Here is a 22737-nt window from a genome sequence, read left to right on the forward strand (position 1 = left end):
GTCAGGCCTCCGTTCCGAATGGCTGGGTGAAGCGGACGTCGCCCTCGACCATGTCCCGCATGTCGGGCAGCCCGTTGCGGAACTGCAGGGTGCGCTCCAGGCCCATGCCGAACGCGAAGCCCGAGTAGGTGCCGGGGTCGACGCCGCAGTTGCGCAACACGTTCGGGTTGACCATGCCGCAGCCGCCCCACTCGACCCAGCCCGCGCCGCCCTTCTTCTCCGGGAACCACACGTCCACCTCGGCGGACGGCTCGGTGAAGGGGAAGAAGCTCGGGCGCAGGCGGGTGCGGGAGCCCTCGCCGAACATGGCGCGGGCGAACGCGTCGAGCGTGCCCTTCAGGTGCGCCATGGTCAGGCCCTTGTCCACGGCCAGGCCCTCGACCTGGTGGAACACCGGGGTGTGCGTGGCGTCCAGCTCGTCGGTGCGGAACGTGCGGCCGGGGCACACCACGTACACGGGCGGCTCGCGGTCCAGCAGCGTGCGGGCCTGCACCGGGCTGGTGTGCGTGCGCAGCACCAGGCCGGAGTCGGCGGGCGCGACGTAGAACGTGTCCTGCATGGTCCGCGCCGGGTGGTCCTTGCCGAAGTTCAACGCGTCGAAGTTGAACCACTCGGTCTCCAGCTCGGGGCCCTCGGCGACCTCGTAGCCCATGGCCACGAACACGTCGGCGACGCGCTCGGCGAGCGTGGAGATCGGGTGCCGCGCGCCGCGCGGGACGCGGTCCCACGGCAGCGTGACGTCGACCGCCTCCTCGCGCAGCACGCGCTCGTCGCGCTCCGCCTGGAGCTCGCCGCGCCGCTCCTCGAACGCGAGCTTGACCGCGTTCTGCGCCTCGTTCACCCGCTTGCCCGCCTCGGCCTTCGCGGCGGGCGGCAGGGCGCCGATCTCGCGGCGCGCCAGCAGCACCGGCGAGCGGTCGCCCAGGTGGCTCGGCTTCACGGCGGCCAGCTCGTCGAGGTCGGCCGCCTTGGCGAACGCCTCCCGAGCCTGCTCGACCGCCGCGCCCAGCGCCTCCGGGGAGAGCGCCGCGACCTGCTTCGGGTCGTACGGGTCGTTGGCTCCGGACATGGTTGGTGGACAGCTCCCGTCACGGACAACAGGTGGATATCCCCCTCCGCGAGGGACGCGGAGCGGCGGACCGATCCTAGGTGATGGGGCCCGACCGGCATGAACCGCCGTCCGGCGCGGCCGTGCTCCGTGACCTCGGCTCGCCGCGCCGGGCCGCGCCCCGCGCCGGTCACCGCTCCCCCGGCCGCGGGTCGCGTCGCGCTCCGGGGCGCGACCGCGGGATTGTCGGTGGGTCGTGGCAGTCTTGCGGTCGCGAGCGGGACCGGCGGGCGAACAGCGGAAAACCGGACCACGAGCCGCGCGAACGAACCTAGAATCGTCCGTCACACGCGACCTTGACCCCGAGGTGAACTCCACTTGGCACACACCTTCGGTGTCGACCTGCGCGGCATCATCGACCTGCTCAGCCACCACCTCTACAGCGGCCCCCGCGTCTACGCGCGCGAACTGCTCCAGAACGCGGTGGACGCGATCACCGCCCGCCGCGCGCTCCAGCCGGACGCGCCGGGCGAGGTGGTGATCGAGCCGGTCGGGTCCCCAGGCGGCACCTTCCGCATCTCCGACACCGGCATCGGCCTCACCGAGCACGAGGTGCACGACCTGCTCTCCACGCTCGGCCGCACGTCCAAGCGCGACGACCTGGGCTTCGCCCGCCAGGGCTTCCTGGGCCAGTTCGGCGTGGGCCTGCTGTCCGCGTTCCTGGTCGCCGAGCGCGTCAACCTGACCACCCGGTCGGCCAGGGGCGGTCCCGCCGTGCGCTGGACCGCCGACGCGAGCGGCGCCTACGAGGTCACCGCGGCCGAGCGGGCCGAGGTCGGCACCACGATCGAGCTGGTGCCGCACCGCGACGCCGAGCACTGGCTGGAGCACGACGTCGTCAAGGCCCTGGTCACCGAGTACGGCGAGCTGCTGCCGGTGACCGTCCGGGTCGGCGGCGAGGTGGTCACGCACGACGAGCTGCCGTGGACCGGCGACGACGCCCTGGCCTACGGCGAGCGCGTGCTGGGCGTGCGGCCGTTCGACGCGATCCCCGTCGAGGTGCCCACCGTCGGCCTCAGGGGCGTCGCGTACGTCCTGCCGGGCGGCGTGCACCCCGGCGCCCGCCAGTCGCACCGCGTCTACCTGAAGCGGATGCTGGTCGGCGACTCCATCGAGGGCCTGCTGCCGGAGTGGGCGTACTTCGTGCGCTGCGCGGTCGACTCGACGTCGCTGCGCCCGACCGCGAGCCGCGAGTCGCTCTACCAGGACGAGACGCTGCTCGCGGTGCGCGAGGAGCTGGGCCGCCAGGTCCGCGACTGGCTCGTGCGGCTCGACGCGACCGACCCCGACCGCACCCGCGCCCTGCTCGACGCGCACCACCTGGGCATCAAGTCGCTGGCCCGCGCCGACGACGAGATGCTGCGCCTGGTCGAGCGGTGGCTGCCGTTCGAGACCACCGACGGCCCGCAGTCGCTGCGCCAGTTCCGCCGCCGGCACGGCACGGTCGCGCACGTCCCGGACGTCGACGAGTTCCGCCAGCTCGCGCCGGTCGCGCACGCCCAGGGCATGGGCCTGGTCAACGCGGGCTACGCCTACGACGCCGAGATCATGGACCGGCTCGTCGCCCTCGACGGCCCGGCCGCCGCGCGCCGCGTCGCCCCGAGCGAGGTGCTGGCCGCCCTCGGCGACCCCGAACCGGAGCTGGAACGCGCCCTGCGCGAACGCCTCGTGCTGGCCAAGGACGTCCTGGAGCGGCACGACTGCGAGGCCGTGCCGCGCGACTTCGACCCGGGCACGCTGCCCGCGCTGCTGGTCACGAACGCCGAGGCCGAGCGCAGGCGGGACGCGCAGCAGGCGGGCGAGCAGGCCGACCCGCTGTGGGCGGAACTGCTGGGCAGCCTCGTCGAGTCCTCGTCGTCCGACGCCGCGCAGCGCCTCGTGCTGAACTGCCGCAACCCGCTGGTGCGGCGCCTGGCGAGGCTGACCGACGCGGCGCTGGTGGAGCTGACCATGGAGTCGCTGTACGTGCACGCCCTGCTGCAGGCCCGGCGGCCGATGCGCCCGAAGGACACCGCCGCGCTGAACCGCTCGTTCCTGGAACTGCTGGACCGCGCCGTGGGAGACCGTTGATGAGCGAGGAGAAGGACGCCGCCGAGCGCCAGTTCGTCGAGGCGTACCACATGCCCGAGGGCATGGCGCGGCACGAGGCGCTGGAGCGCGCGGCCCGCGCCGCGGACGCCGTCGACCACCTGCCGCTGGCCGTGAGCTGCCGGATCGCGCTGATCCGCTCCGCCTACGACCTGGGCCGCTACGACCTGATGCTGGCCCCGTTCGCGTGGTGCGGCACGGCGGAGAAGCGCGACCCGGGCGCGTTCGACGAGTGGGAGACGCACAGCTTCGACTGGGCGCACAAGTGGATCGTGTCGGGCCTGATCGCCGACCCGAGGTTCACGCTGGCGCAGATCGAGTCGTTCGTCGACCAGCTCGCCGCCCGCTACCAGCGGCTCGGGTACTCGATGCAGCCCGTGCACGGCGCGCGCGCCGACCTGGCCGCGCACGTCGGCGACGACGAGGCGTACCGGGAGCACTTCGCCCGGTACCTGGCGGTCGACCGCGGGCCGATGAGCGACTGCGAGGCGTGCGTCGTCGAGGAGCAGGCCGGGCACCTGATCCGGCAGGGCAGGCACGCCGAGGCCGTCGCGCACGCCGAGCACCAGCTGGAGCAGGAGACGGGCTGCGCCACCCAGCCGCAGGGCATCCTCACCACGCTGACGCCCGCGTTCGTCGCGCTGGGCGACGTGGAGCGGGCCCGGCGGGCGCACGTCGTGGCGCACCGGCTGATCCGCGACGACCTCGTCGGCGGCTACCTGGACGACCACCTGGTGTTCTGCGCGACGTCGGGCAACGTGCGCCGCGGCGTCGACCTGCTGCGCGGCCACCTGCACCGGGTGCACCACTCGACCAGCCCGTCGCAGGCCGCGCACTTCTCGGCGGGCGCGGCGCTGCTGCTCAGCCGGGTCGACCCGGACGAGGAGTTCGCCGTTCCGCGCGACGGCACGGCCACCGTGCTGACGGCGGCCCGGCTGCGGGCGCTGCTGGAGGAGCAGGCGCTCGACCTGGCCGCCCGGTTCGACCGGCGCAACGGGTCGGACGCGATGAGCAGGCGCATCCGGGAGACCCTGGAGCGGCCGGACACGGCCCCCGTGCCACTGGCGGTGCCGGTCGCCGCGCCGCCCGCGCCCGTCGCGGAGGAGGAGCCGGTCGCGGTCGGCGACCCGGTGGAGCTGGCGCACGCCATGTGCGAGGCGTTCGACACGGGCGAGTTCATCACCGGCATGCGGCTGCTGCGGTCGCTGCCCGCCGACCTCGACCCGCTGCTGCCCGAACCGCTGGCCGCGCTGGTGGCGGTGCGGCGGGCCATCTCCGGCGCGCACGTCCGCCCGCGCGACGAGGTGCTGGCCGAGCTGGACGAGGGCGTCGCGCGGCTGGCCGCGTGCGGCGAGCACGACCTGGCCAACCGCTACCGGGCGCGGGGCGCCGGCCTGCGCGCCGAGGCCGTCGAGGACGCCCTGGACGAGTGCACCGAGGTGGCGCGCACGTGCCTGGCCGAGGCCGAGGTCGCGGGCACCGCGTACACGCGTGTGCTGACCAGGCTGCTGCTGGCCGACCTGCTCGCCGAGGCCGACGAGCACGACGAGCAGGGCGTGCTCGCCGCGCAGGCGCTGGAGCTGGCGCGCGCCGAGGTGCCCGAGCTGGTGTCGCGGGCGCGCTGCGACCGGGCCCAGCACCTGGCGACGGTGGGCGAGCTGGACGAGGCGCACGCCGAGGTCGTCGACGTGCTGGCGGACGACGCGCCCGCGTCCGTGCGGTTCGACGCGCTGCGCCTGCTGCTGAAGATCCGGACCGTGCGCGGTGACGCCGAGGCGGTGGCGACGGCGGAGGAGTTCGTGCGCGCGTTCAGCGTGCCGCGCGGGCCGTGGACCGCCGAGGCGCACCGGCAGCGCGTGGCGTCCGTGGAGCGGCTCGGCGTGGAGGCCGCGCACCTCGTGGAGCTGCGCGACGCCGTGGCCGCCGGGCACGAGGTGGGCGTGCCGGACGACGTGGCCAAGGCGTGCTACGCCCTGGCCGGCGGCTACCTCAAGTCGGGCCGGTTCGTGGAGGCCGCCGAGGCGTTGGAGGAAGCCGTCCGCGTGGTCGAGTCCGGCGACGTCGACCCGGACGTCGTCGTGCCCATCCGCTACCGGCTGGGCCAGGTCTGCGCCCGCCTCGACGAGACCGACGCCGCCCGCCGCCACCTGGAGCACGCGCTCGGCCTCGTCCCGCCGGACGAGGCGTGGCGCAGGGCCATGGTCCTCGACCTGCTGGGCAGCGTCCTGCGCCGCCTGGACCGCCCGCTCGAAGCCGCCTCCGCCTACCAGGGCGCGGCGGCGGCGTGGCAGCAGGTGCCGGACGACGCCGAGGCCGCGGGCTCCCTGGTCGAGGCGGCGGCCGCGCTGCCGAACGAGGAGACCGCCGAGTGCGCCACCACCCTGAGCGCGGCGGAACGCCTGCTGCCCGAGGTGGAGGACACCGACCACCGCACCCACCTGACCGCGCGGATCGCCGCGATCAGGGCGTTCCTGCACGTCCAGGCCGGGGAGCACGCCGAGGCCGTGGAGCAGAACGGCGTGGCCGAGGAACTGGCCGCGCAGATGGGTGACGTCGACTGGCAGGCGTTCCTGGTCGCGCGGGGAGCCCGGTTCCTCCTGGAGTCCGGCGACGCCGAGAACGCCGAGTCGGAAGCGCGCCGGGCGGGGACCCTCATCACCGACAGCACGCCGCCCCAGATCCTCGGCGACACGGCGAACGTGCTGGAGGAAGCGTTGAGGGCGCAGGACAAACCCGCCCAGACCGACCCCCTGCTCAGAGCCCTGACCACGAGGCTGGAGTCCTGAGCCGGATGTCAAGCAAGACCACCGAATCGAGCGAACCTGACCACAACCGGCCGCGCAGCTAGAACCACAACGCCGGTCGAGCGTCGCCTTGAACGAGGAAGGAGGCCGGCCCAAGCGCCCAGCACCGCCGGCCTCCGCACACCACACCCACAACCGCCGCCCCACAACCACCGCCCCAGCCACCAACCGGAAGCGCCACCGACCGACAGCGCCACCGGCCACCAGCGCCACCGGCCACCAGCGCAGCGGCGGCTCGCCGACGGCCACCCCCGACTGCCGCCGGCCAACAGCCACTCGCCGGCGGCCACCCCTCGCGGCCGCCGGCCAGCAGCCGCCCTCCGGTGGCTGCCCCCTGCAATCGCCCGCCGGCGGTCAGCGGCTGGCGGGCGCTCGCCGGCTGGCGGTCACTCACCGGCGGTCAGCGGCCAGTGGTCACCGGCGGGCGGTCGCTCACCGGCGGTCACTCGTTGCGCAGGACCTCCGCGATGGTCGTCCGCGCCGCGGCCCTGGCGGGGAACAGCGCCCCCAGCACGGTGATGAGCACCCCGGCCAGCACGGGGCCGACGAGCACAGCGGGCTGGTAGACGTCCACGACGACGTCGAGCACGTCGGCCTGCGCCGCGCGCATCATGGCCGGCGCGACCAGGCTGTGCGCCGCGACCCCCAGCGGCAGGCCGATGAGGCCGCCCAGCACGCCCAGCGCGGCCATGGAGGTCACCAGCATGGTCGTGACCTGGCGGGGGGTCATGCCGATCGACTTGAGCATGCCCAGGTCGCGGCGGCGTTCGCGGGCGTTGAGGACGACGGTGTTGAAGACGCCCAGGGCGGCCACGGCTCCGAGCACCAGCGTGAGGAGCGTGGCGGTGCTGATGATGACCACGGCCTGCGACGAGGTGTTGTCGCGCGGTGGCGCGGGGAGCAGGCCCGCGTCGCCCGCCTCGGCCGCGTCGAGGTACGCCTGCTGGTCGGTGCCCGGCGCGAGGCGCACCTGGTAGGTGTCGGCTGGCGCGTCCGGGGCCAGCAGCCGCAGGGTGTCCCAGTTGGAGAAGGTCTCACTGGCGTTGTTGGCCAGGACGACGCCGACGATCCGCACCTGGGCGCGGTTGCCTTCGAGTTCGAGGGTGACGGTGTCGCCGATCGCCAGGCCGCGCTGGTTCAGGAACCTCGACGGGACCGCCAGCTGTCCCGGGCCGTTCGGCCAGTGGCCCGACAGCACCTGCGGGCTCAGGGCGGTGGCGTCGCCTCGGTAGAACGTGACGCCCGCGAGTTGGCCGCCGCCGGCCACGCCGACCGCACGGTGGGTCAGGGCCGCCACGGCGGTCGCGCCGGGGAGTGAGCGCAGCAGGGCCTCGTCCTCGGGGTCGCTCAGTTCCGGTTCGGTGGTGGGGGTGTGGGGGGTTCGGTTCGGTCTTGGCGGGATGGGTGGGGGCGGGGTGGCCGCGCCCGGGGTGGCTGTGGGCGGGGTGGCTGTGGGCGGGGCGGTCGGGGGTGGGCGGTTGGTCAGCAGTTCCACTCGGTCGTGGTGGGACGGGGCTACCGCGTCGCGGTAGGCGGTGACGGACATCGTGATGCCCAGCGCCAGGGTCACGGTGACCACGCCGAGCACCACCGCGGCCAGGGTGAGGGTGCTGCGCGCCGGGCGGGCGAAGGGCACGCCCAGGCCCAGGCTGACCGCTCTCGGCAGGTGCGTCCCGGCCAGTCGGCGCTGGATGGCGAGCGCGCGTCCACCTCCCGGCGCGCTGCCCGCGCTGATCGCCCGCGCGGCCGGTAGGCGGCGGGCGCGCAGGGCGGACACCGAGGCGGCCAGGAGCACGACGGCGGGCATCCCGAGCAGCGCGACGGCGTTCACCCACGGGTCGATGCCGATGTCGGTGGCGCCGAAGCCCGCGAAGGCGTCTTCGAGCATCTGCCGGGCGGCGAGGTTGCCGAGGAGGGTGCCGGCCACGCAGCCGGCGGCGGCCGGGACCGTGACCAGGACCAGGTAGACGGCCATCACCTGGTCGGGGGTGAACCCGAGGGACTTGAGCACGCCGATGTGCCGGTACCCGGCCACGACGGCGCCGCTGATCACGTTGGCCACGATGAGGACCGCGACCACCACGCCGAGGATGCCGAACACGACGAGGAACGGGATGTAGACGCCGGACTCGGCGATGACCTGCTGCTTGGTCGTGAGGTACGACCGGGTGCCGAGCAGCGCGTCCGGCGGGAGGCCCGCGGTGACGGCGGCTTGGCCGGCGGCGATGTCGTCGGCGGTGGCTGCGGCGGTGAAGCGGTAGAGGAGCTGGGTGTCGGTCGGGTCGAGGGCCGCCATCTGGTCGGGGGTGACCCAGGCGTCGGCGGAGGTGCTGACGGAGTGGGCGAAGCCGACGATGGTGAGGGCGGGGCGTCCGGGGACGTCGACGCGGTCGCCGAGGCGGGTGGGGCCGAGTTCGCCGGGGTTCCGGGCGAGGACGATCTCGCCGGGTCCGTCGACCCAGCGGCCTTGCCACACGTCGAGGCGGTCGACGTCGCCGCCGGGGTCGGCGCGGCCCGCGGTGGTGAGGGCGGGGGCGATGCGGGAGCCGGCGGTGTCGAGGGTGACCTGGTCGAACGGTCCGGCCACGGCGGTGACCAGCGGGGAGGACGCGGCGGCGGTGAGCTGGTCGTCGGGTGCGGCGGTGGCGTCGTAGGCGGCGACGAGGTGGGCGCCGTTCTGCTGGGTGTGCGCCCGGTCGAAGGGGGCCGACGCGGAGGTGAGCAGTCCGAGGGCGACCACGATCGTCGCGGTGGACACGCCGGTCACGACGGCGATCACGGTCGTCTGGAGCTTGCGGCGCCGCACCGCGGCGCCGGCGACCCGCCACACGGCGGTCACGGCGTCCGCTCCACGCTGGTCTCGCGGGCGATCCGGCCGTCGACGACCTCGACGACCCGGCCCGCGCAGCGGGTGGCGAGCCGTTCGTCGTGGGTGACGAGCAGGAGGGTCTGGCCGATCTGGTTGAGGTCGAGCAGGAGGTCGACGACCTGGTCGCCCGCGCGGCTGTCGAGCGCGCCGGTGGGTTCGTCGGCGAGCAGCAGGGCGGGGCGGTTCACGAGTGCCCTGGCGACCGCGACGCGTTGTCGTTCACCGCCGCTGAGCTGGGCGGGGTAGGTGTTGCGGCGGTTGGCGACGCCGAGTTCGTCGAGGAGTTCGAGGGCGCGTGCGCGGGCCTGGGCGGCGGGGGTGCCGGTGAGCTGGGCGGCGAGGGCGACGTTGTCGAGGGCGGGGAGGTCGTCGAGGAGGTTGAAGAACTGGAAGATCATGCCGATGCGGCGGCGGCGGAACAGGGCCAGGCCGGTTTCGCCCAGGCCGCCGAGGTCGTCGCCGTTGACGACGACGGAGCCCGAGGTGGGCCGGTCGAGGCCGGCGATCATGTTGAGCAGGGTGGACTTGCCGCTGCCGGAGGGGCCCATGACCGCGACGGCCTCCCCCGCGTGGACGCGCAGCGAGACGTCGTCGAGTGCGACGGAGTCGCTGTACTCCTTGCGGACGGCGGTCAGTTCCACGACCACCCGCTTCGTGCTGTCTTCTGTCGTCACGGTGGGCAATCCTGTGGCAGGTGCGCGGGTCGGGGCATCGGGCCGGGGTGGTATCCGGCGGGGCGGGGTCATCCCGGGGATGTAGGCGCGGGTCGGGATGGGGCGCGGAGGTGATGCGCGGGCGGTGCGCGGGCTGGGACAGTGGCCGCCGTGTGGGTGCCGTGGCTGGTCGTGGCGGTGGTGGTGGCGGTGGCCGGTGTGCTGGCGGCGCGGTTGGTCCGCGCGCGGCGCGCGTTCACGAGGGCGTTGGAGGAGCGCGGCTGGTTGTTGGAGCGGGAGCGGGAGAGCGCGGCGCGGGGCGCGGTGGACGCGGAGCGCGCGCGGATCGCGCGGGAGCTGCACGACATCGTGAGCCACAACGTGAGCGTGATGGTGGTGCAGGCGGGTGCGGCGCGGCGGGTGCTCGACGCCGAGCCGGGGCAGGCCGCGGCGGCGTTGTGGGCGGTGGAGTCGGCGGGGCGGGACGCGATGACGGAGCTGCGGCACCTGCTGGGTGTGCTGGCGCCGCCCGCGGACGGCGGGGAGCCGTCGGACCTGTCGCCGCAGCCGAGCCTGCGGGTGCTGGGGCCGCTGGTGGACCGGATCGCGTTCGCGGGGTTGCCGGTGGAGGTGCGGATCTCGGGTGAGCCGAGGCCGTTGCCGTCGGGGGTGGACCTGACGGCGTACCGGATCATCCAGGAGGCGTTGACGAACGCGTTGAAGCACGGTGACGGGTCGACGGCGGAGGTGACGGTGCGGTACGCGGACCACTACCTGCGGGTGGAGGTGCTGAACGGCGGGCCGAGCGCGCTGAACAAGACGAACGACAAACCGAACACGCGGGTGGCCGGGCTGAACAAGGTGAACGACAAAGTGAACGACAACCTGAACAACGACGAGGGTCGCGGTCTGGCGGGGTTGCGGCAGCGGGTGGCGGTGTTCGGCGGTGACCTGGACGCGCGGCGGCGGTTGGGCGGCGGGTTCCGGGTCAGGGCGCGGATTCCCCTGGAGCGGCCGTGACGGGTGCCGGGCCGCGGGTGGTGATCGCCGACGACCAGGCGTTGGTGCGCACGGGTTTCCGGATGATCCTGGCGTCGGGCGGCGTCGACGTGGTGGGTGAGGCCGCCGACGGGGCGGAGGCGGTGGAGCTGGTGCGGGCGCTGCGGCCGGACGTGGTGCTGATGGACGTCCGGATGCCCGTCGTGGACGGCCTGGAGGCGACCCGCCGCGTGCTGGGGCTGTCGCCGGGGTGCCGGGTGCTGATGCTGACGACGTTCGACCTGGACCGGTACGTGTACTCGGCGTTGGCGGCGGGGGCGAGCGGGTTCCTGTTGAAGGACGTCACGCCGGAGCACCTGGTGGCGGCGGTGCGCCTGGTCGACACGGGGGACGCGCTGCTGGCGCCGTCGATCACGCGGCGGCTGGTGGAGCGATTCGCGTCGGGCGGCGCGGCGTCGGGGCCTGCGGTGCACCGGGACCTGGCGTCGTTGACGCCGCGCGAGCGGGAGGTGCTGACCCTGTTGGGCCGGGGCCTGTCGAACGCCGAGCTGGCCTCGGCGCTGGTCCTCAGCGAGGCGACGGTGAAGACGCACGTGGCCCGCATCTTCGCGAAGCTGGCGTTGCGCGACCGGGCGCAGGCCGTGGTGCTGGCCTACGAGACGGGGCTGGTCGCGCCGGGCGACCAGGTGTGACCGGACCGGGCACGACCGGACCGGGCACCCGGCCCGATCGGACCCGGACCGGTCGGGAGCGGGGCCGGTCGGACCCGGGCCGGTCAGGAGCGTTGGGCGCGGGCCGAGGCGTAGAGGCACACGGCGGCGGCGGTGGCCAGGTTGAGGCTTTCCGCGCCGCCGTAGATGGGCACCTTGAGCGCCGCGTCGAGGCCGGCCACCACGTCGTCGGGCAGGCCGTGGGCCTCGCTGCCGAACACCCACGCGGTGGGGGTGGCCAGGTCGCCGCGCAGGTCGGCGGTGACGAGGTCCTCGGGTGCGTAGCCGTCGGCGGCGACGAGGCGCAGGCCGGCCGCGCGCAGCGCGTCGAACGCCTCGGACGCGTCGCGGACGCGCGTGATGGGCAGGTGGAAGACGCTGCCGGTGGACGCGCGGACGCACTTGCCGTTGTGCGGGTCGACCGTGTCGCCGGCGAAGACCACCGCGTCGGCGCCCGCCGCGTCGGCGACGCGCACCACGGTGCCCGCGTTGCCGGGGTCGGTCACCCCGTGCAGGACCGCGACCAGCCGCACGCCGGGGACCAGCGCGTCGGCGGGCGACACGTCCACGGGTGAGCAGACGGCGACGACGCCCTGGGGCGTCACGGTTTCCGACAGCGCGGCGGCGGCCTTGTCGGTGACGCCGCTGATCCGCACGCCCGCGTCGACGGCGGCGCGCACCAGGTCGGGGTTGCGGGTGGCGGCGACGGCGGTGACGAACAGCTCGTGCACCTCGCCGCGCCCGGCGTCGGCCCAGGCGAGGGCTTCGCGCACCGCCTGCGCGCCCTCGGCGAGGAAGCGCCCGGCGCGGTCGCGGCCGGAGCGCCTGGTCAGCCGCCGAGCGGCAACGACCCGGGGTGTCCGCTCGGTGAACGGAGCATCCCCGGGTCGTGGTGCGCGGTCGTCGCCGCTCAGCCCTGGTCCTGGGCGGGCGCGTTGACGTCGTCCGGCAGGGCGGCGCGAGCGGCCTCGACCAGCGCGGCGAAGGCGGCGGCGTCGCTGACGGCCAGCTCGGCGAGGATCTTGCGGTCCACCTCGATGCCGGCCAGGCGCAGGCCCTGGATGAAGCGGTTGTACGTCATGCCGTTGGCGCGGACACCGGCGTTGATGCGCTGGATCCACAGCTTCCGGAAGTCGCCCTTGCGGGCGCGGCGGTCCCGGTAGGCGTAGTTGAGCGAGTGGAGCACCTGCTCCTTGGCCTTGCGGTACAGCCTCGAACGCTGGCCGCGGTAGCCGCTGGCGAGCTCAAGGGTGGTACGGCGCTTCTTCTGGGCGTTCACTGCCCTTTTGACGCGTGCCACGGGTCCGTCCTGTCGATCTCGTGGGGCCGGGTGAGGGGCCCCGGGTGTTCAAGGGGGAAGGTCTTAGAGGCCCAGCAGCTTCTTCAGCCGCGGCACGTCGTTCTTGGCGACCTCGGTGGTGCCGGAGAGGCGGCGGGTCAGCTTGCTGGACTTCTTCTCCAGCAGGTGGCGCTTGCCGGCCTTCTCACGGAGCAGCTTGCCGCTGCCGGTGACCTTCACGCGCTTGGAGGTCCCGCTGTGGCTCTTGTTCTTGGGCATTTCCGTCCTCAGTCTCGTGCAGCCACCGGGGATGGGGGCGGCCATGCTCGCCCGCCGGCCCGTGAGGGCCGGGGGCACCGGTTCCCGACCCCTGGGGGCCGGGACTTCACTCCTCGACAGACTCCGCCGGCGCCTCGTCCTCGGCGCTGTCGCTCCTGATCGGGCGGGTCTTCGTGGTCTTGTGCGGGGCCAGCACCATGATCATGTTGCGGCCGTCCTGCTTCGGGTTGGACTCGACGAACCCCAGCTCCGCGACGTCCTCAGCGAGCTTCTGGAGCAGCCGGTAGCCCAGCTCCGGCCGGGACTGCTCACGGCCGCGGAACATGATGGTCACCTTGACCTTGTTCCCGTGCGACAGGAAGCGGGCCACGTGGCCCTTCTTCGTCTGGTAGTCGTGCGGGTCGATCTTCGGGCGGAGCTTCTGCTCCTTGATGACCGTCAGCTGCTGGTTGCGGCGTGACTCGCGGGCCTTCTGCGCGCTCTCGTACTTGAACTTGCCGTAGTCCATGAGCTTGCAGACGGGCGGCCGAGCCTGCGCGGCGACCTCGACGAGGTCGAGATCCGATTCCTGGGCGAGTCGGAGCGCGTCCTCGATGCGAACGATCCCGACCTGCTCGCCGTTCGGCCCGACCAGTCGAACCTCGGGCACGCGGATGCGGTCGTTGATGCGCGGCTCGGTGCTCACAGGAGCACCTCGGTTCGAGGGACTTGTCATTCACGTCCTTTGTGACTCGTTGTGCGCCAAAGACAAGAGGCCCCACACCTGCCCGGTGTGAGGCCCGCTTCCGACCGATCGCACGGCGAAGGGCGCAGTCCACCCTTCACCGGACCGGACCCGGCCACCTGCTCGAAGCGGCGGACGCGGGTGGGAGCGGGGCTCCACTTGCCGTCCCCACACGGGTGGGGACTGGTCGCGCCAAAGATAGTAGCAGACGGGCTTGTCAACCCCCGAACCGGCGAGCCGTCCGACGGGGTTGCGAGAATGTCCCGCGTGACCGACCTGCCTGCCGACAACGCCCCCGACAACGTCCGCGAGCTCTCCGACGTCCCCAGCGTGGAGGTGATCAGCAAGGCGGCGATCATGCTGCTCAGCTCCGCCGCCGAGCGCCTCGGCCTGGCCGACGAGGACCCCGACACGAGCCCGCGCCGCGACCTGGACGAGGCCCGCCGCCTGATCACCGCCCTGGCGGGGCTGGTCACGGCGTCGGCGGAGTACCTGGGGCCGCACGCGGGTCCCCTGCGCGAGGGGCTCCAGTCGGTGCAGCGGGCGTTCCGCGAGGCGTCGGCGTACCCGGACGAGCCGGGGCAGGGGCCGGGCGAGAAGTACACCGGCCCCGTGTACTGACCGCGGTGCGCCGATCGGGGCCACCCGACCGAAGGACCGCCCGAAGGACCCGTCGCCACGCCCTGTGACGGCAGTTCACCCCGTGCCATGGTCGAGGGGTTCGCGCGAACCCCCTTGATCCACGACCCCGCACGAGGGAGAACCCGACATGGGAGAGTTCCGCGCGCCCTGGACCAGGTTGGCGGGTGCCGGCGCGATAGCCGTCGCCACCGCGGCGCTGGTCGCCGCACCCGCCCAGGCCGCCGAGGCGTCGATCCGCGACGCGGGCGGCCCGGACGCCGTGGCCGGCAGCTACGTCGTCGTGCTGAAGGAGGGCCGCGCGTTCACCTCGGAGGTGGACGGGCGGGTCACGCACCGGTACTCGGCGGCCCTGGACGGGTTCGCCGCCACGATGTCGGAGGCGGCGGCGAAGCGGCTGGCCGCCGACCCGGCGGTGGACTACGTCACCCAGGACCGGTACGTGCGGGTGGCGGCCGACCAGCCGAACCCGCCGTCGTGGGGCCTGGACCGGGTCGACCAGCGCGACCTGCCGCTCAACGCGAACTACGGCTACGCCACGACCGCGCCGAACGTGCACGCCTACGTCGTCGACACCGGCATCCGCGCCTCGCACCAGGACTTCGGCGGGCGGGCGTCGTTCGACGTCAACACGACCGGGGACGGCAACGACACCGACTGCAACGGGCACGGCACGCACGTCGCGGGCACGGTGGGCGGCACGGCGCACGGCGTGGCGAAGGGCGTGCGGCTGCACGGCGTGAAGGTGCTGTCGTGCTCGGGTTCGGGCACGATCGCGGGCGTCGTGGCGGGCGTGGACTGGGTGACGGCGAACGCGGTGAAGCCGGCCGTGGCGAACATGAGCCTGGGCGGTGGCGCGAACGACGCGCTGGACGCGGCGGTGCGCAACTCGATCGCGTCGGGCATCACCTACGCGGTGGCATCGGGCAACTCGAACGCGAACGCCTGCTCGTTCTCGCCGGCGCGGGTGGCGGAGGCCATCACGGTCAACGCGACCGACGCCAACGACGGCCGGGCGTCGTTCTCGAACTGGGGTTCGTGCACGGACCTGTTCGCGCCGGGCGTGGGCATCACGTCGGCGTGGAGCACGGGCGACTCGGCGACGAACACGATCAGCGGCACGTCGATGGCGTCGCCGCACGCGGCGGGCGCGGCGGCGCTGCACCTGGCGGCGAACCCGGGCGCGACGCCGCAGCAGGTGCGGGACGCGCTGGTGTCGGCGGCGACGCCGAACAAGGTGCCCAACCCGGGCACGGGGTCGCCGAACCTGCTGCTGTTCACGGGGTCCGCGCCGCCGCCGCAGCCGTCGAACGACACGCTGCTGCGCGGCGAGGCGCTCCAGGCGGGCCAGTCGCGGACGTCGGCGGACGGCCGCTTCACGCTGGTCATGCAGGGTGACGGGAACCTGGTGCTGTACACGGCGGCGGGTCAGGCGCTGTGGCACACGAACACGCACGGCACGGGTGCGACGCACGCGGTGCTCCAGGGTGACGGCAACCTGGTGGTCTACACGGCGGCGGGCGTGGCGAAGTGGAACACGGGCACGTGGGGCACGGCGGCGGACCGGCTGATCGTGCAGAACGACTCGAACGTGGTGCTCTACGGGCCGGGCGGCCAGGTCTTCTGGCACCGCCTCGGGTGACGCCCGACCGCGGCGCCGGGGTCCGCGCGTGACCCCGGCGCCACGGGTCGCGGTGCCCGCCACCGTTCGGCTCGGGCACCGCGCGTGTCCGCTTGACCGCTGTCGGTGATCAGGTCCGCACGCCGCTGGCGCGCAGCTGCCTGGCCGCCAGGGCCGTGATGACCTCGGGGTCCTGGCGGCGCCAGCCCTCCACCGGGTCCTGGGGGAAGTTCGCCAGCTCCCGCAGGGACAGGTTGTTCAGGGCGTGCAGCGCGAGCAGGTCGAGGCGGCCCTGGTCGCGCAGCCGCCTGGCCGCGCCCGCCCGGCGGGCGAACCGCAGCCGCAGCGGCAGCCAGGTGATGAGCAGGAACGCGACCGGGATGGCGATGAGCGCGACGGTGAGCCACATCGCGGTGGTCTCGACGGCCTCGATCTGCGTGTTCCCGGCGTCGGACAGGGTGCCGCCCGCGTCCTTGCCCTTGTCGAGGGCCTCGCCCAGCCGGTCGCCGACCAGCGGCACGTCACGGGCCTTGGCCGCGGCGTCGCCGAACGTGTCGGACAGGCCGCGCCCGGCGTCCACGAGCCCGTCACCGGGGGCGCGCAGCGCCCGGACGGCCTCGCCCACCGCCAGGGCGGTGGTCGCCCAGAACAACACCCAGGCCACCGCCGCGAGGTCGGCCACCACCTGCCGGGCCAACCGGGCCGGGCGGTCCGCGTACCACTTCATGTGCGTGGTCTTACCAGGCTCGGGCCGCCGGTGACGGGCCGCTGCCGGATGGTTGCGCGAATGGTCATTGTTGGTGACGTCACCCGGCCGGGGTGGGCGTGGCGGCTACTACTGTCGCAGGGGTGGGGACGACGTTCGGTGACCTGCTGCGGGCGCACCGCCGGCGGGTGAGGCTGACCCAGGAGGAGCTGGCGGAGGGCTCCGGGGTGAGCGTGCGGGCGATCAGCGACATGGAGCGGGGCCGGGCCCGCGGGCCACAGCGGCGCACGGTGGAGGCCCTGGCCGCGGTGCTGGCGCTGGCCGGGCACGAGGTCGAGGAGCTGCTGGACGCGGCGAAGGAGGGCCGGGCGCGGCGCACCGCCCCCGCCGGGCCGCCGGTCGCGCAGTCGGCGCTGCCGCCGGACGTGGCGGACCTGACCGGTCGGGAGGACGAGCTGGCCGCCCTGGACGCGGCCGGGTCGGAGCGGCGGACGACGTCGATGGTGGTGCTGCACGGGCCGCCGGGCGCGGGCAAGACGACGCTGGCGGTGCGGGCGGCCTACCGGCTGGCGAAGCGCTTCCCCGACGGGTGCTTCTTCTTCAACCTGCGCGGCATGGACGCGCGGCCGGTGCACCCCTCGGAGGTCGTGCACCGGATGCTGCTGGCGCTGGGCGTGGACGAAAAGGGGGTTCCGGCCGGCGAGGCGGAGCGCTCGGACCTCTACCGGGCCCTGCTGCGGGAGCGGTCGACGTTGCTGGTGCTGGACAACGCCTCCGACGAGGGGCAGGTGCGCCCGCTGCTGGCGACCGGGTCGCGGTCGCTGGTGCTGGTGACGTCGCGGCTGGTCCTCGGCGGGCTGGAGGCGAGCCTGCGGCTGGGGCTGGACGTGCTGGGTCCGGGCGAGTCGCTGGACCTGCTGGCCGCGATCGCGGGGCGGGCCCGGGTCGACGCGGAGCCGGTGGAGGCGGCGCGGGTCGCGATGCTGTGCGGGCACCTGCCGCTGGCGCTGCGCATCGCGGGCAACCGGCTCGCCAGCCGTCCGAAGTGGACGATCACGCACCTGGCGGAGCAGCTGGCCGACGAGCGGCGCAGGCTGACCGCGCTGACCGCGGGCGACCTCCAGGTGCGCACCGCGTTCGAGATGTCCTACCGGCAGCTGGGCGAGAAGGCCGCGGTGCTGTTCCGGCGGCTGTCGCTGGTGCCGGGCGCGGACTTCGGGCCGGACCTGGCGGCGGTGCTCGCCGACGTGGACCGGTTCTCCGCGGAGGACACGCTGGAGGAGCTGGTCGACGTGAGCCTGCTCGCCACCGGGGAGGTGCCGGGGCGGTACGTGTTCCACGACCTGATCCGGGTGTTCGCCGGGGAACGGCTGGTGGACGAGGAGCCGGTGCCCGTGGTCGGCGCGGCGCGGCGGCGGGTGGTGGACCACCTGCTGGGCACGGCGGTCTCGGCGGCCGGGTTCTTCGGGCCGGACGCGAGCAGCGCGCCGTCCGGGTCGCTGCGCAGCCAGGAGGACGCCGACGCGTGGCTCAGCGCGGAGACCGCGAACTGGGCGGGCGCGCTGCGGTGGGCGGCGCGGGACGGGCGGCACGAGGACGTGCTGCGGCTGGCCACGGCCATGCACTGGTACTCCGACCAGCGGGGGCGCGGCGAGACGTGGGTGGAGGTGTTCAGGGCGGGCGTGGCGGCGGCGCGGGCGCTGGGCAGCGTGCGCGACGAGGCCGTGCAGCTGAACTTCCTGACCTGGACGTTGGCCGTGCTGCTGCGCCGCTACGACGAGGCGCTGGCGCTGCACGACGAGGCGTGGCGGGCGGCCGTGGCGTCGGGGGACGTGGTGGAGCAGGGCTGGGCGATGCACTACCGGGCGGTGTCGCAGATGCGGTCGGGCCGGCTGGAGGCGGCGCAGGGCGACGCGCGGCGGGCGCAGGTGCTGTTCCGCGGGGCGGGCTTCGCGCTGGGCGAGCACATCGCGCTGTCGTGCCTGGGGCTGGTGCTGCACGGGCTGGCGCGGTACGAGGACGCGGTGGTGGTGCACCGGGAGCTGGTGGGTGCCGTGCGGTCAGGGCGGTTGGCGATGGCGCCGGTGATGGCGGCGGAGATGACGGCGCAGCTGCTCGTGCGCACGGCGAACAGCCTGGTGCCGCTGCGGAGGTGGGCCGAGGTGCTGGCGGTGGCGGACGAGGCGCTGGACGCGCTGCGGGGCGCCACGGCGCCGTCCACGCTGTGCGAGGCCCACCGCCTGCGCGGGCTCGCGCTGCACCGGCTCGGCGACCCGGCGGGCGCGCGGGTCGAGCTGGCGCTGGCCGTCGACCTGGCCGACGCCCAGCGCCACCACGACCTGGCGGACGTGCTCGAAGCCCTCGCCGACGTCCACGACGACCTGGGCGACCCGATCGCGGCTGGGGAATTCCGCGACCGGGCCGCACACCTGAGGTCAACCGATCGGTGACGCGTTCCTCGCCATCGCCGGGGTCCTTCCGTGCCGTGCTCTCGGGTGCCCCCAGTCAACCCCGCGGGGTTCCCCGGCACCACGCAGAACAACCGGCAGAAGTACACCCGTCCACCCGGGAGCGCCCGGGTGGACGGTCGCCGGGGGACGAACGCAGGACACGCGGGTCACGAGCGCATGACTCGCGGGTCACGAGCGCATGACTCGCGGGTCCTGGGCGTAGGACTCGCCGGGCCTGAGCGTAGGACTCGCCGGGCCTGGGGGTTGGACTCTCGGGGTCTGGGGGTTGGACTCTCGGGGGTGGGTGGGTGGGTCAGTCGAGGACGGCCAGGGCGTCGATCTCGACCAGGAGGCCCTCGGGCAGGCCCACGTAGACGGTGGTGCGGGCCGGGAACGGGGTCTCGGTCACGAGGGCGTTGTAGGTCTCGTTCATCTCGGCGAAGTGCGCGGTGTCGGTGAGGTACACGCGCAGCATCACCACGTCGGCCAGGGACGCGCCGCCCGCCGCGAGCACGGCCTCGACGTTGCGCAGCGCCTGCGCGGTCTGCTCGGCGACGGTGCTGCCGACGACCGCGCCGGTCTCCGGGTCGAACGCGACCTGCCCCGCGACCTGGAGGACCGGTCCCTTGCGGACGCCCTGGGAGAAGGCGGCCACCGGGGTGGGGGCGGAGGCGGTGCGGATCTCGGTCTTCGACATGCGTTTCTTCCTCTTCTTCAGTCGCGCGGCGACCAGCCGCACTCGACGGACGCCGCCCGCGCGGTCGCGAGCAGGTCGGGCAGGTGGCCGATGAGGCCGTCGAAGTCCAGCAGGACCTTCGGCACGGACATCGACACGGCGGCCACCACCTCGCCGCGCGCGCCCCTGATCGGCGCGGCGATGCAGTGGATGAAGTCCTCGTGCTCGGCGTTGTCCACGGCGTAGCCGGCGGCGCGCACGCGCTCCAGCTCGGCCAGGTACGCCTCGGGCGTGACGAGGGTGTTCGCGGTCAGCGGCACGTAGTCGATGGCGGCGGCGACCTCGCGGCGGCGGGCCTCGGGCAGGTCCGACAGCAGGACCTTCGCCACGGCCGTGCAGTGCAGCGGGGCGCGGCGGCCGATGCGGGAGTACATGCGCATCGGGTGGGTGCTGTCGTACTTGTCGATGTAGATGACCTCACCGTCCTCGTAGGACGCGAGGTGCACGGTGTAGCCGGTGCGGGCGTTCAGCTCGCGCAGCGCGGTCTCGGCGCTGCGCCGCACGTCGCGCTCCTCCAGCGCCCGGTTGGCGAGGTCGAACAGGGCGGTGCCCAGCCGGTAGTGGTGCACGCCGTCGCGCTGCACGAACCGGTGCGACTCCAGGGTGCGCAGCAGCCGCAGGGCGGTCGACTTGTGGACGTCGACCACGCCGGACAGCTCCTCCAGGGTCTTCGGCCCGGTCGCCAGCTCGCGCACCAGGGTGAGGGCCCGGTCCAGGCTCTGGCTCATCGACGTCTCCTCAGGTGTGCGGCGGCCCACGTGCCCGGGTCGGCGTCCAGCAGCGGCGCGGTGACGTGGGGCGGCAGTGGTTCGCCGACATCCTCCCTGGTGAGCAGTGCGGACGCGGCCTGGAGGTGCCCGGCGCGCAGCCGGCGGGCCGGCGGGTCGCCGGCGAGGTGCGCGGCGAGGTAGCCGGCGGCGAACGCGTCGCCCGCCCCGACGGGTTCGACGACGTCGACCCGCAGGCCCGGGTGGAAGGTCGTCGCGCCGTCCTCCACGACGGTCGCGCCGCGCGCGCCGTGCTTCACGACCAGCGTCCTCGGGCGGGGCAGCAGGGCGCGCAGCTCGTCGGGGTCGCCGGTGCCCCACACGGCCTGCGCCTCGTCGGCCCCGGCGAGCACGACGTCGGCGGCGTCGGCGAGGTCGCGCAGCACGCCGGGGTCGCGGTCGCGCCACAGCGCGGGCCGCCAGTTCAGGTCGAACGACACGGGTGCGGCGCGCGGCCCGTCGAGCACGGCCCGCAGCAGGTCGAGGCAGCTGTCGGACAGGGCGGCGGTGATGCCGGTGACGTGCACGAGCAGGGTGTCGCGGAGGTCGAGCCGGTCGAGCACGGAGGGGTCGAGGGCGGAGGCGGCGGACCCGCGCCGGTAGTAGCGGACGCGGCTGCCGGCGGCGTCGGCCTCCTTGACGTACAGGCCGGTGGGCCGGTCGGGGTCGACCCGCACGCCGGTGACGTCGACGCCCGCGCCGCCGACCGCGTCGAGGACGGCGCCGCCGAACGCGTCGTCGCCGACCGCGCCCACCCAGCGGCTGCGCACGCCCAGTCGGCACAGGTGGACGGCCACGTTGGACTCGGCGCCGCCGATCGCCCGGGTCCACGTGCGCGCGGCGCGCACCGGGCCCGGGTCGGCGGGCACCAGCACCGCCATGGTCTCGCCGAGGCACACCACGCCACCCGGCAGGTCGAACCGCATCCGTGCTCCTCCCAGCGCCTTCGCGTTGACGGGCGGCGAGCCGAATGTTACACACTTCGACATCACATCGCGCAATAGCCGTTGCGTATAATGCAACGTGAGGAGTGCCGATCCCCGTGGACCTCGACGCTGTGGACGCCATCCGCCAGGACCGGGTGGACTGGCGCTTCAAGGGCCTGCCCGCCGACGCGTTCGGCGGCACGGTCGGCGAGCTGGTCGACCGCCGGCCCGACCTGTTCGCCGACGGGTTCGTCGGCCCGCTGGTCGTGCTCGACGCCGCCGCCCTGGAGCACAACCTCGCCACCATGGCCCGCTGGTGCGCCGAGCGCGGCGTGCTGCTCGCCCCGCACGGCAAGACGACCATGGCCCCGCAGCTGTTCGCCCGCCAGCTGGCGCACGGCGCGTGGGGCATCACCGCGGCCACCATCAGCCAGGTGCGCGTGTACCGGGCGTTCGAGGTGGGCCGCGTCCTGCTGGCCAACCAGCTCGTGGACCCGGCGGGCCTGCGCTGGCTGGCCGACGAGCTGGCCGACGAGACGTTCGAGTTCACCTGCTGGGTCGACTCGCGGGCGGCCGTCGAGCGGATGACCGAGGTGCTGGGCACGCCCGACCGGCCGGTGGACGTGCTGGTGGAGCTGGGCGCGCCCGGCGGCCGGACCGGCGCGCGCGACCTCGACACCGCGCTGGCGGTCGCGCGGGCGGTCGAGGCCAGCCCCGCGCTGCGGCTCGCCGGCGTCGGCGGCTACGAGGGCGCGCTGGCGCACGACGCGTCGCCGGGGGCGAGGGCCACCGTCGACGGCTACCTGGAGTCGTTGCGGGAGCTGGCGACCCGGCTGCGCGACGGGTTCGAGGTGGACGAGCCGATCGTCACCGCGGGCGGCAGCGCGTACTTCGACCAGGTGGCCGCCGCGCTGACCCGCGAGTGGCCGTTCCCGGTGCGGCCGGTGCTGCGCAGCGGCGCGTACGTCACCCACGACGACGGGTTCTACCGGGGCATCTCGCCGCTGGGCCGCACGCCCGGCGCGGAACCGTTCCGGCCCGCGCTGCGCGCCTGGGCGCAGGTCACGTCGCGGCCCGAACCCGGCCTGGCGCTGCTCACGCTCGGCAAGCGCGACGCGTCGTTCGACGAGGGCCTGCCCGAACCCCAGCTGGTGCGCGGGCGCGACGGCGCGGTCAGGCCGCTGACCGCCGAGGTGACCGCGCTCAACGACCAGCACGCGTTCGTGCGGCTCTCCCCCGACGACCCCGTGGAGGTCGGCGACTGGGTGGGCCTGGGCCTGTCCCACCCGTGCACGGTGTTCGACAAGTGGCAGCTCATCCCGGTGGTCGACGGCACCACCGTCGTCGACCTCGTGCGGACCTACTTCTGAGGGGGCGGC

At 74.4% G+C, this 22737-nt stretch carries 19 protein-coding genes; 8 read left to right on the forward strand and 11 right to left on the reverse strand.

What is annotated here, in order from left to right; genetic code table 11:
• Position 1: 1 nt before the first annotated feature.
• On the reverse strand, positions 2 to 1069 hold the full coding sequence (gene pheS, locus ACRAKJ_RS33255; RefSeq protein WP_438924049.1) for a phenylalanine--tRNA ligase subunit alpha: 1068 nt from the start codon (positions 1067 to 1069) through the stop codon (positions 2 to 4).
• A gap of 357 nt (positions 1070 to 1426) precedes the next feature.
• Here pheS and ACRAKJ_RS33260 point away from each other — a divergent pair, with 357 nt between their 5' ends.
• Together ACRAKJ_RS33260 and ACRAKJ_RS33265 are read left to right on the forward strand one after the other, a co-directional pair.
• Complete coding sequence (locus tag ACRAKJ_RS33260) at positions 1427 to 3178, forward strand: HSP90 family protein (protein WP_438924050.1); 1752 nt, start codon at positions 1427 to 1429, stop codon at positions 3176 to 3178.
• Positions 3178 to 5982, forward strand: coding sequence for a hypothetical protein (locus ACRAKJ_RS33265; RefSeq protein ID WP_438924051.1), 2805 nt, complete (start codon positions 3178 to 3180; stop codon positions 5980 to 5982). Before ACRAKJ_RS33260 ends, ACRAKJ_RS33265 begins: the two co-directional genes overlap by 1 nt.
• Positions 5983 to 6442: 460 nt before the next feature.
• Here ACRAKJ_RS33265 and ACRAKJ_RS33270 read toward each other — a convergent pair whose 3' ends face one another.
• Both ACRAKJ_RS33270 and ACRAKJ_RS33275 read right to left on the reverse strand, forming a co-directional pair.
• Complete coding sequence (locus ACRAKJ_RS33270) at positions 6443 to 8839, reverse strand: FtsX-like permease family protein (RefSeq protein ID WP_438924052.1); 2397 nt, start codon at positions 8837 to 8839, stop codon at positions 6443 to 6445.
• A complete protein-coding gene (locus tag ACRAKJ_RS33275) occupies positions 8836 to 9543 on the reverse strand; it encodes an ATP-binding cassette domain-containing protein (protein WP_438924053.1) in 708 nt (235 codons plus the stop codon). Before ACRAKJ_RS33275 ends, ACRAKJ_RS33270 begins: the two co-directional genes overlap by 4 nt.
• Positions 9544 to 9693: 150 nt before the next feature.
• Between ACRAKJ_RS33275 and ACRAKJ_RS33280 the strand changes: the two genes are divergently transcribed.
• Both ACRAKJ_RS33280 and ACRAKJ_RS33285 read left to right on the forward strand, forming a co-directional pair.
• Positions 9694 to 10542, forward strand: coding sequence for a histidine kinase (locus ACRAKJ_RS33280; RefSeq protein WP_438924054.1), 849 nt, complete (start codon positions 9694 to 9696; stop codon positions 10540 to 10542).
• Positions 10539 to 11213 carry a response regulator gene (locus tag ACRAKJ_RS33285; protein ID WP_438924055.1) on the forward strand — a complete coding sequence of 225 codons (675 nt, stop codon included), beginning with the start codon at positions 10539 to 10541 and terminating at the stop codon, positions 11211 to 11213. Before ACRAKJ_RS33280 ends, ACRAKJ_RS33285 begins: the two co-directional genes overlap by 4 nt.
• A gap of 83 nt (positions 11214 to 11296) precedes the next feature.
• Here ACRAKJ_RS33285 and ACRAKJ_RS33290 read toward each other — a convergent pair whose 3' ends face one another.
• From ACRAKJ_RS33290 to infC, 4 genes are all read right to left on the reverse strand, one after another.
• Positions 11297 to 12145 (reverse strand): TrmH family RNA methyltransferase, encoded by an 849-nt coding sequence (locus tag ACRAKJ_RS33290; RefSeq protein WP_438924060.1) that lies wholly within the window; start codon positions 12143 to 12145, stop codon positions 11297 to 11299.
• Complete coding sequence (gene rplT / locus ACRAKJ_RS33295; RefSeq protein WP_438924056.1) at positions 12142 to 12531, reverse strand: 50S ribosomal protein L20; 390 nt, start codon at positions 12529 to 12531, stop codon at positions 12142 to 12144. Before rplT ends, ACRAKJ_RS33290 begins: the two co-directional genes overlap by 4 nt.
• Before the next feature lie 63 nt (positions 12532 to 12594).
• Entirely contained in the window at positions 12595 to 12789 is a 195-nt protein-coding gene (gene rpmI / locus ACRAKJ_RS33300; RefSeq protein ID WP_033442867.1) for a 50S ribosomal protein L35, read from the reverse strand.
• A 106-nt stretch (positions 12790 to 12895) separates the two neighbouring features.
• On the reverse strand, positions 12896 to 13504 hold the full coding sequence (gene infC / locus ACRAKJ_RS33305) for a translation initiation factor IF-3 (protein ID WP_438924057.1): 609 nt from the start codon (positions 13502 to 13504) through the stop codon (positions 12896 to 12898).
• A 267-nt stretch (positions 13505 to 13771) separates the two neighbouring features.
• Between infC and ACRAKJ_RS33310 the strand changes: the two genes are divergently transcribed.
• Both ACRAKJ_RS33310 and ACRAKJ_RS33315 read left to right on the forward strand, forming a co-directional pair.
• Positions 13772 to 14134 (forward strand): DUF1844 domain-containing protein, encoded by a 363-nt coding sequence (locus tag ACRAKJ_RS33310; protein ID WP_438924058.1) that lies wholly within the window; start codon positions 13772 to 13774, stop codon positions 14132 to 14134.
• A 148-nt stretch (positions 14135 to 14282) separates the two neighbouring features.
• Positions 14283 to 15794, forward strand: coding sequence for a S8 family serine peptidase (locus tag ACRAKJ_RS33315; RefSeq protein ID WP_447008781.1), 1512 nt, complete (start codon positions 14283 to 14285; stop codon positions 15792 to 15794).
• 109 nt (positions 15795 to 15903) lie between these two features.
• On the opposite strand, the gene ACRAKJ_RS33320 is transcribed toward ACRAKJ_RS33315, so the two are convergent.
• Positions 15904 to 16500, reverse strand: a complete 597-nt coding sequence (locus ACRAKJ_RS33320) for a hypothetical protein (protein ID WP_438926602.1) — start codon at positions 16498 to 16500, stop codon at positions 15904 to 15906.
• Positions 16501 to 16622: 122 nt separating this feature from the next.
• On the opposite strand from ACRAKJ_RS33320, the gene ACRAKJ_RS33325 reads away from it, so the two are divergent.
• The gene (locus ACRAKJ_RS33325; protein WP_438926601.1) at positions 16623 to 18929 is read left to right on the forward strand and encodes a helix-turn-helix domain-containing protein; all 2307 of its coding nucleotides are present in this window, start codon (positions 16623 to 16625) and stop codon (positions 18927 to 18929) included.
• Positions 18930 to 19242: 313 nt separating this feature from the next.
• Here ACRAKJ_RS33325 and ACRAKJ_RS33330 read toward each other — a convergent pair whose 3' ends face one another.
• From ACRAKJ_RS33330 to ACRAKJ_RS33340, 3 genes are read right to left on the reverse strand one after another with little or no spacing between them, the layout of a single operon-like run.
• Positions 19243 to 19626 (reverse strand): RidA family protein, encoded by a 384-nt coding sequence (locus ACRAKJ_RS33330; protein ID WP_438926600.1) that lies wholly within the window; start codon positions 19624 to 19626, stop codon positions 19243 to 19245.
• Positions 19627 to 19643: 17 nt separating this feature from the next.
• Positions 19644 to 20393, reverse strand: a complete 750-nt coding sequence (locus ACRAKJ_RS33335; protein WP_438926599.1) for an IclR family transcriptional regulator domain-containing protein — start codon at positions 20391 to 20393, stop codon at positions 19644 to 19646.
• Complete coding sequence (locus ACRAKJ_RS33340; protein WP_438926598.1) at positions 20390 to 21358, reverse strand: PfkB family carbohydrate kinase; 969 nt, start codon at positions 21356 to 21358, stop codon at positions 20390 to 20392. Before ACRAKJ_RS33340 ends, ACRAKJ_RS33335 begins: the two co-directional genes overlap by 4 nt.
• Positions 21359 to 21468: 110 nt before the next feature.
• Between ACRAKJ_RS33340 and ACRAKJ_RS33345 the strand changes: the two genes are divergently transcribed.
• Positions 21469 to 22728: an amino acid deaminase gene (locus ACRAKJ_RS33345; protein ID WP_438926603.1), complete on the forward strand. Its 1260-nt coding sequence runs from the start codon at positions 21469 to 21471 to the stop codon at positions 22726 to 22728.
• Positions 22729 to 22737 lie beyond the last annotated feature (9 nt).

The organism is Saccharothrix sp. DSM 118769 (genome assembly GCF_052936295.1).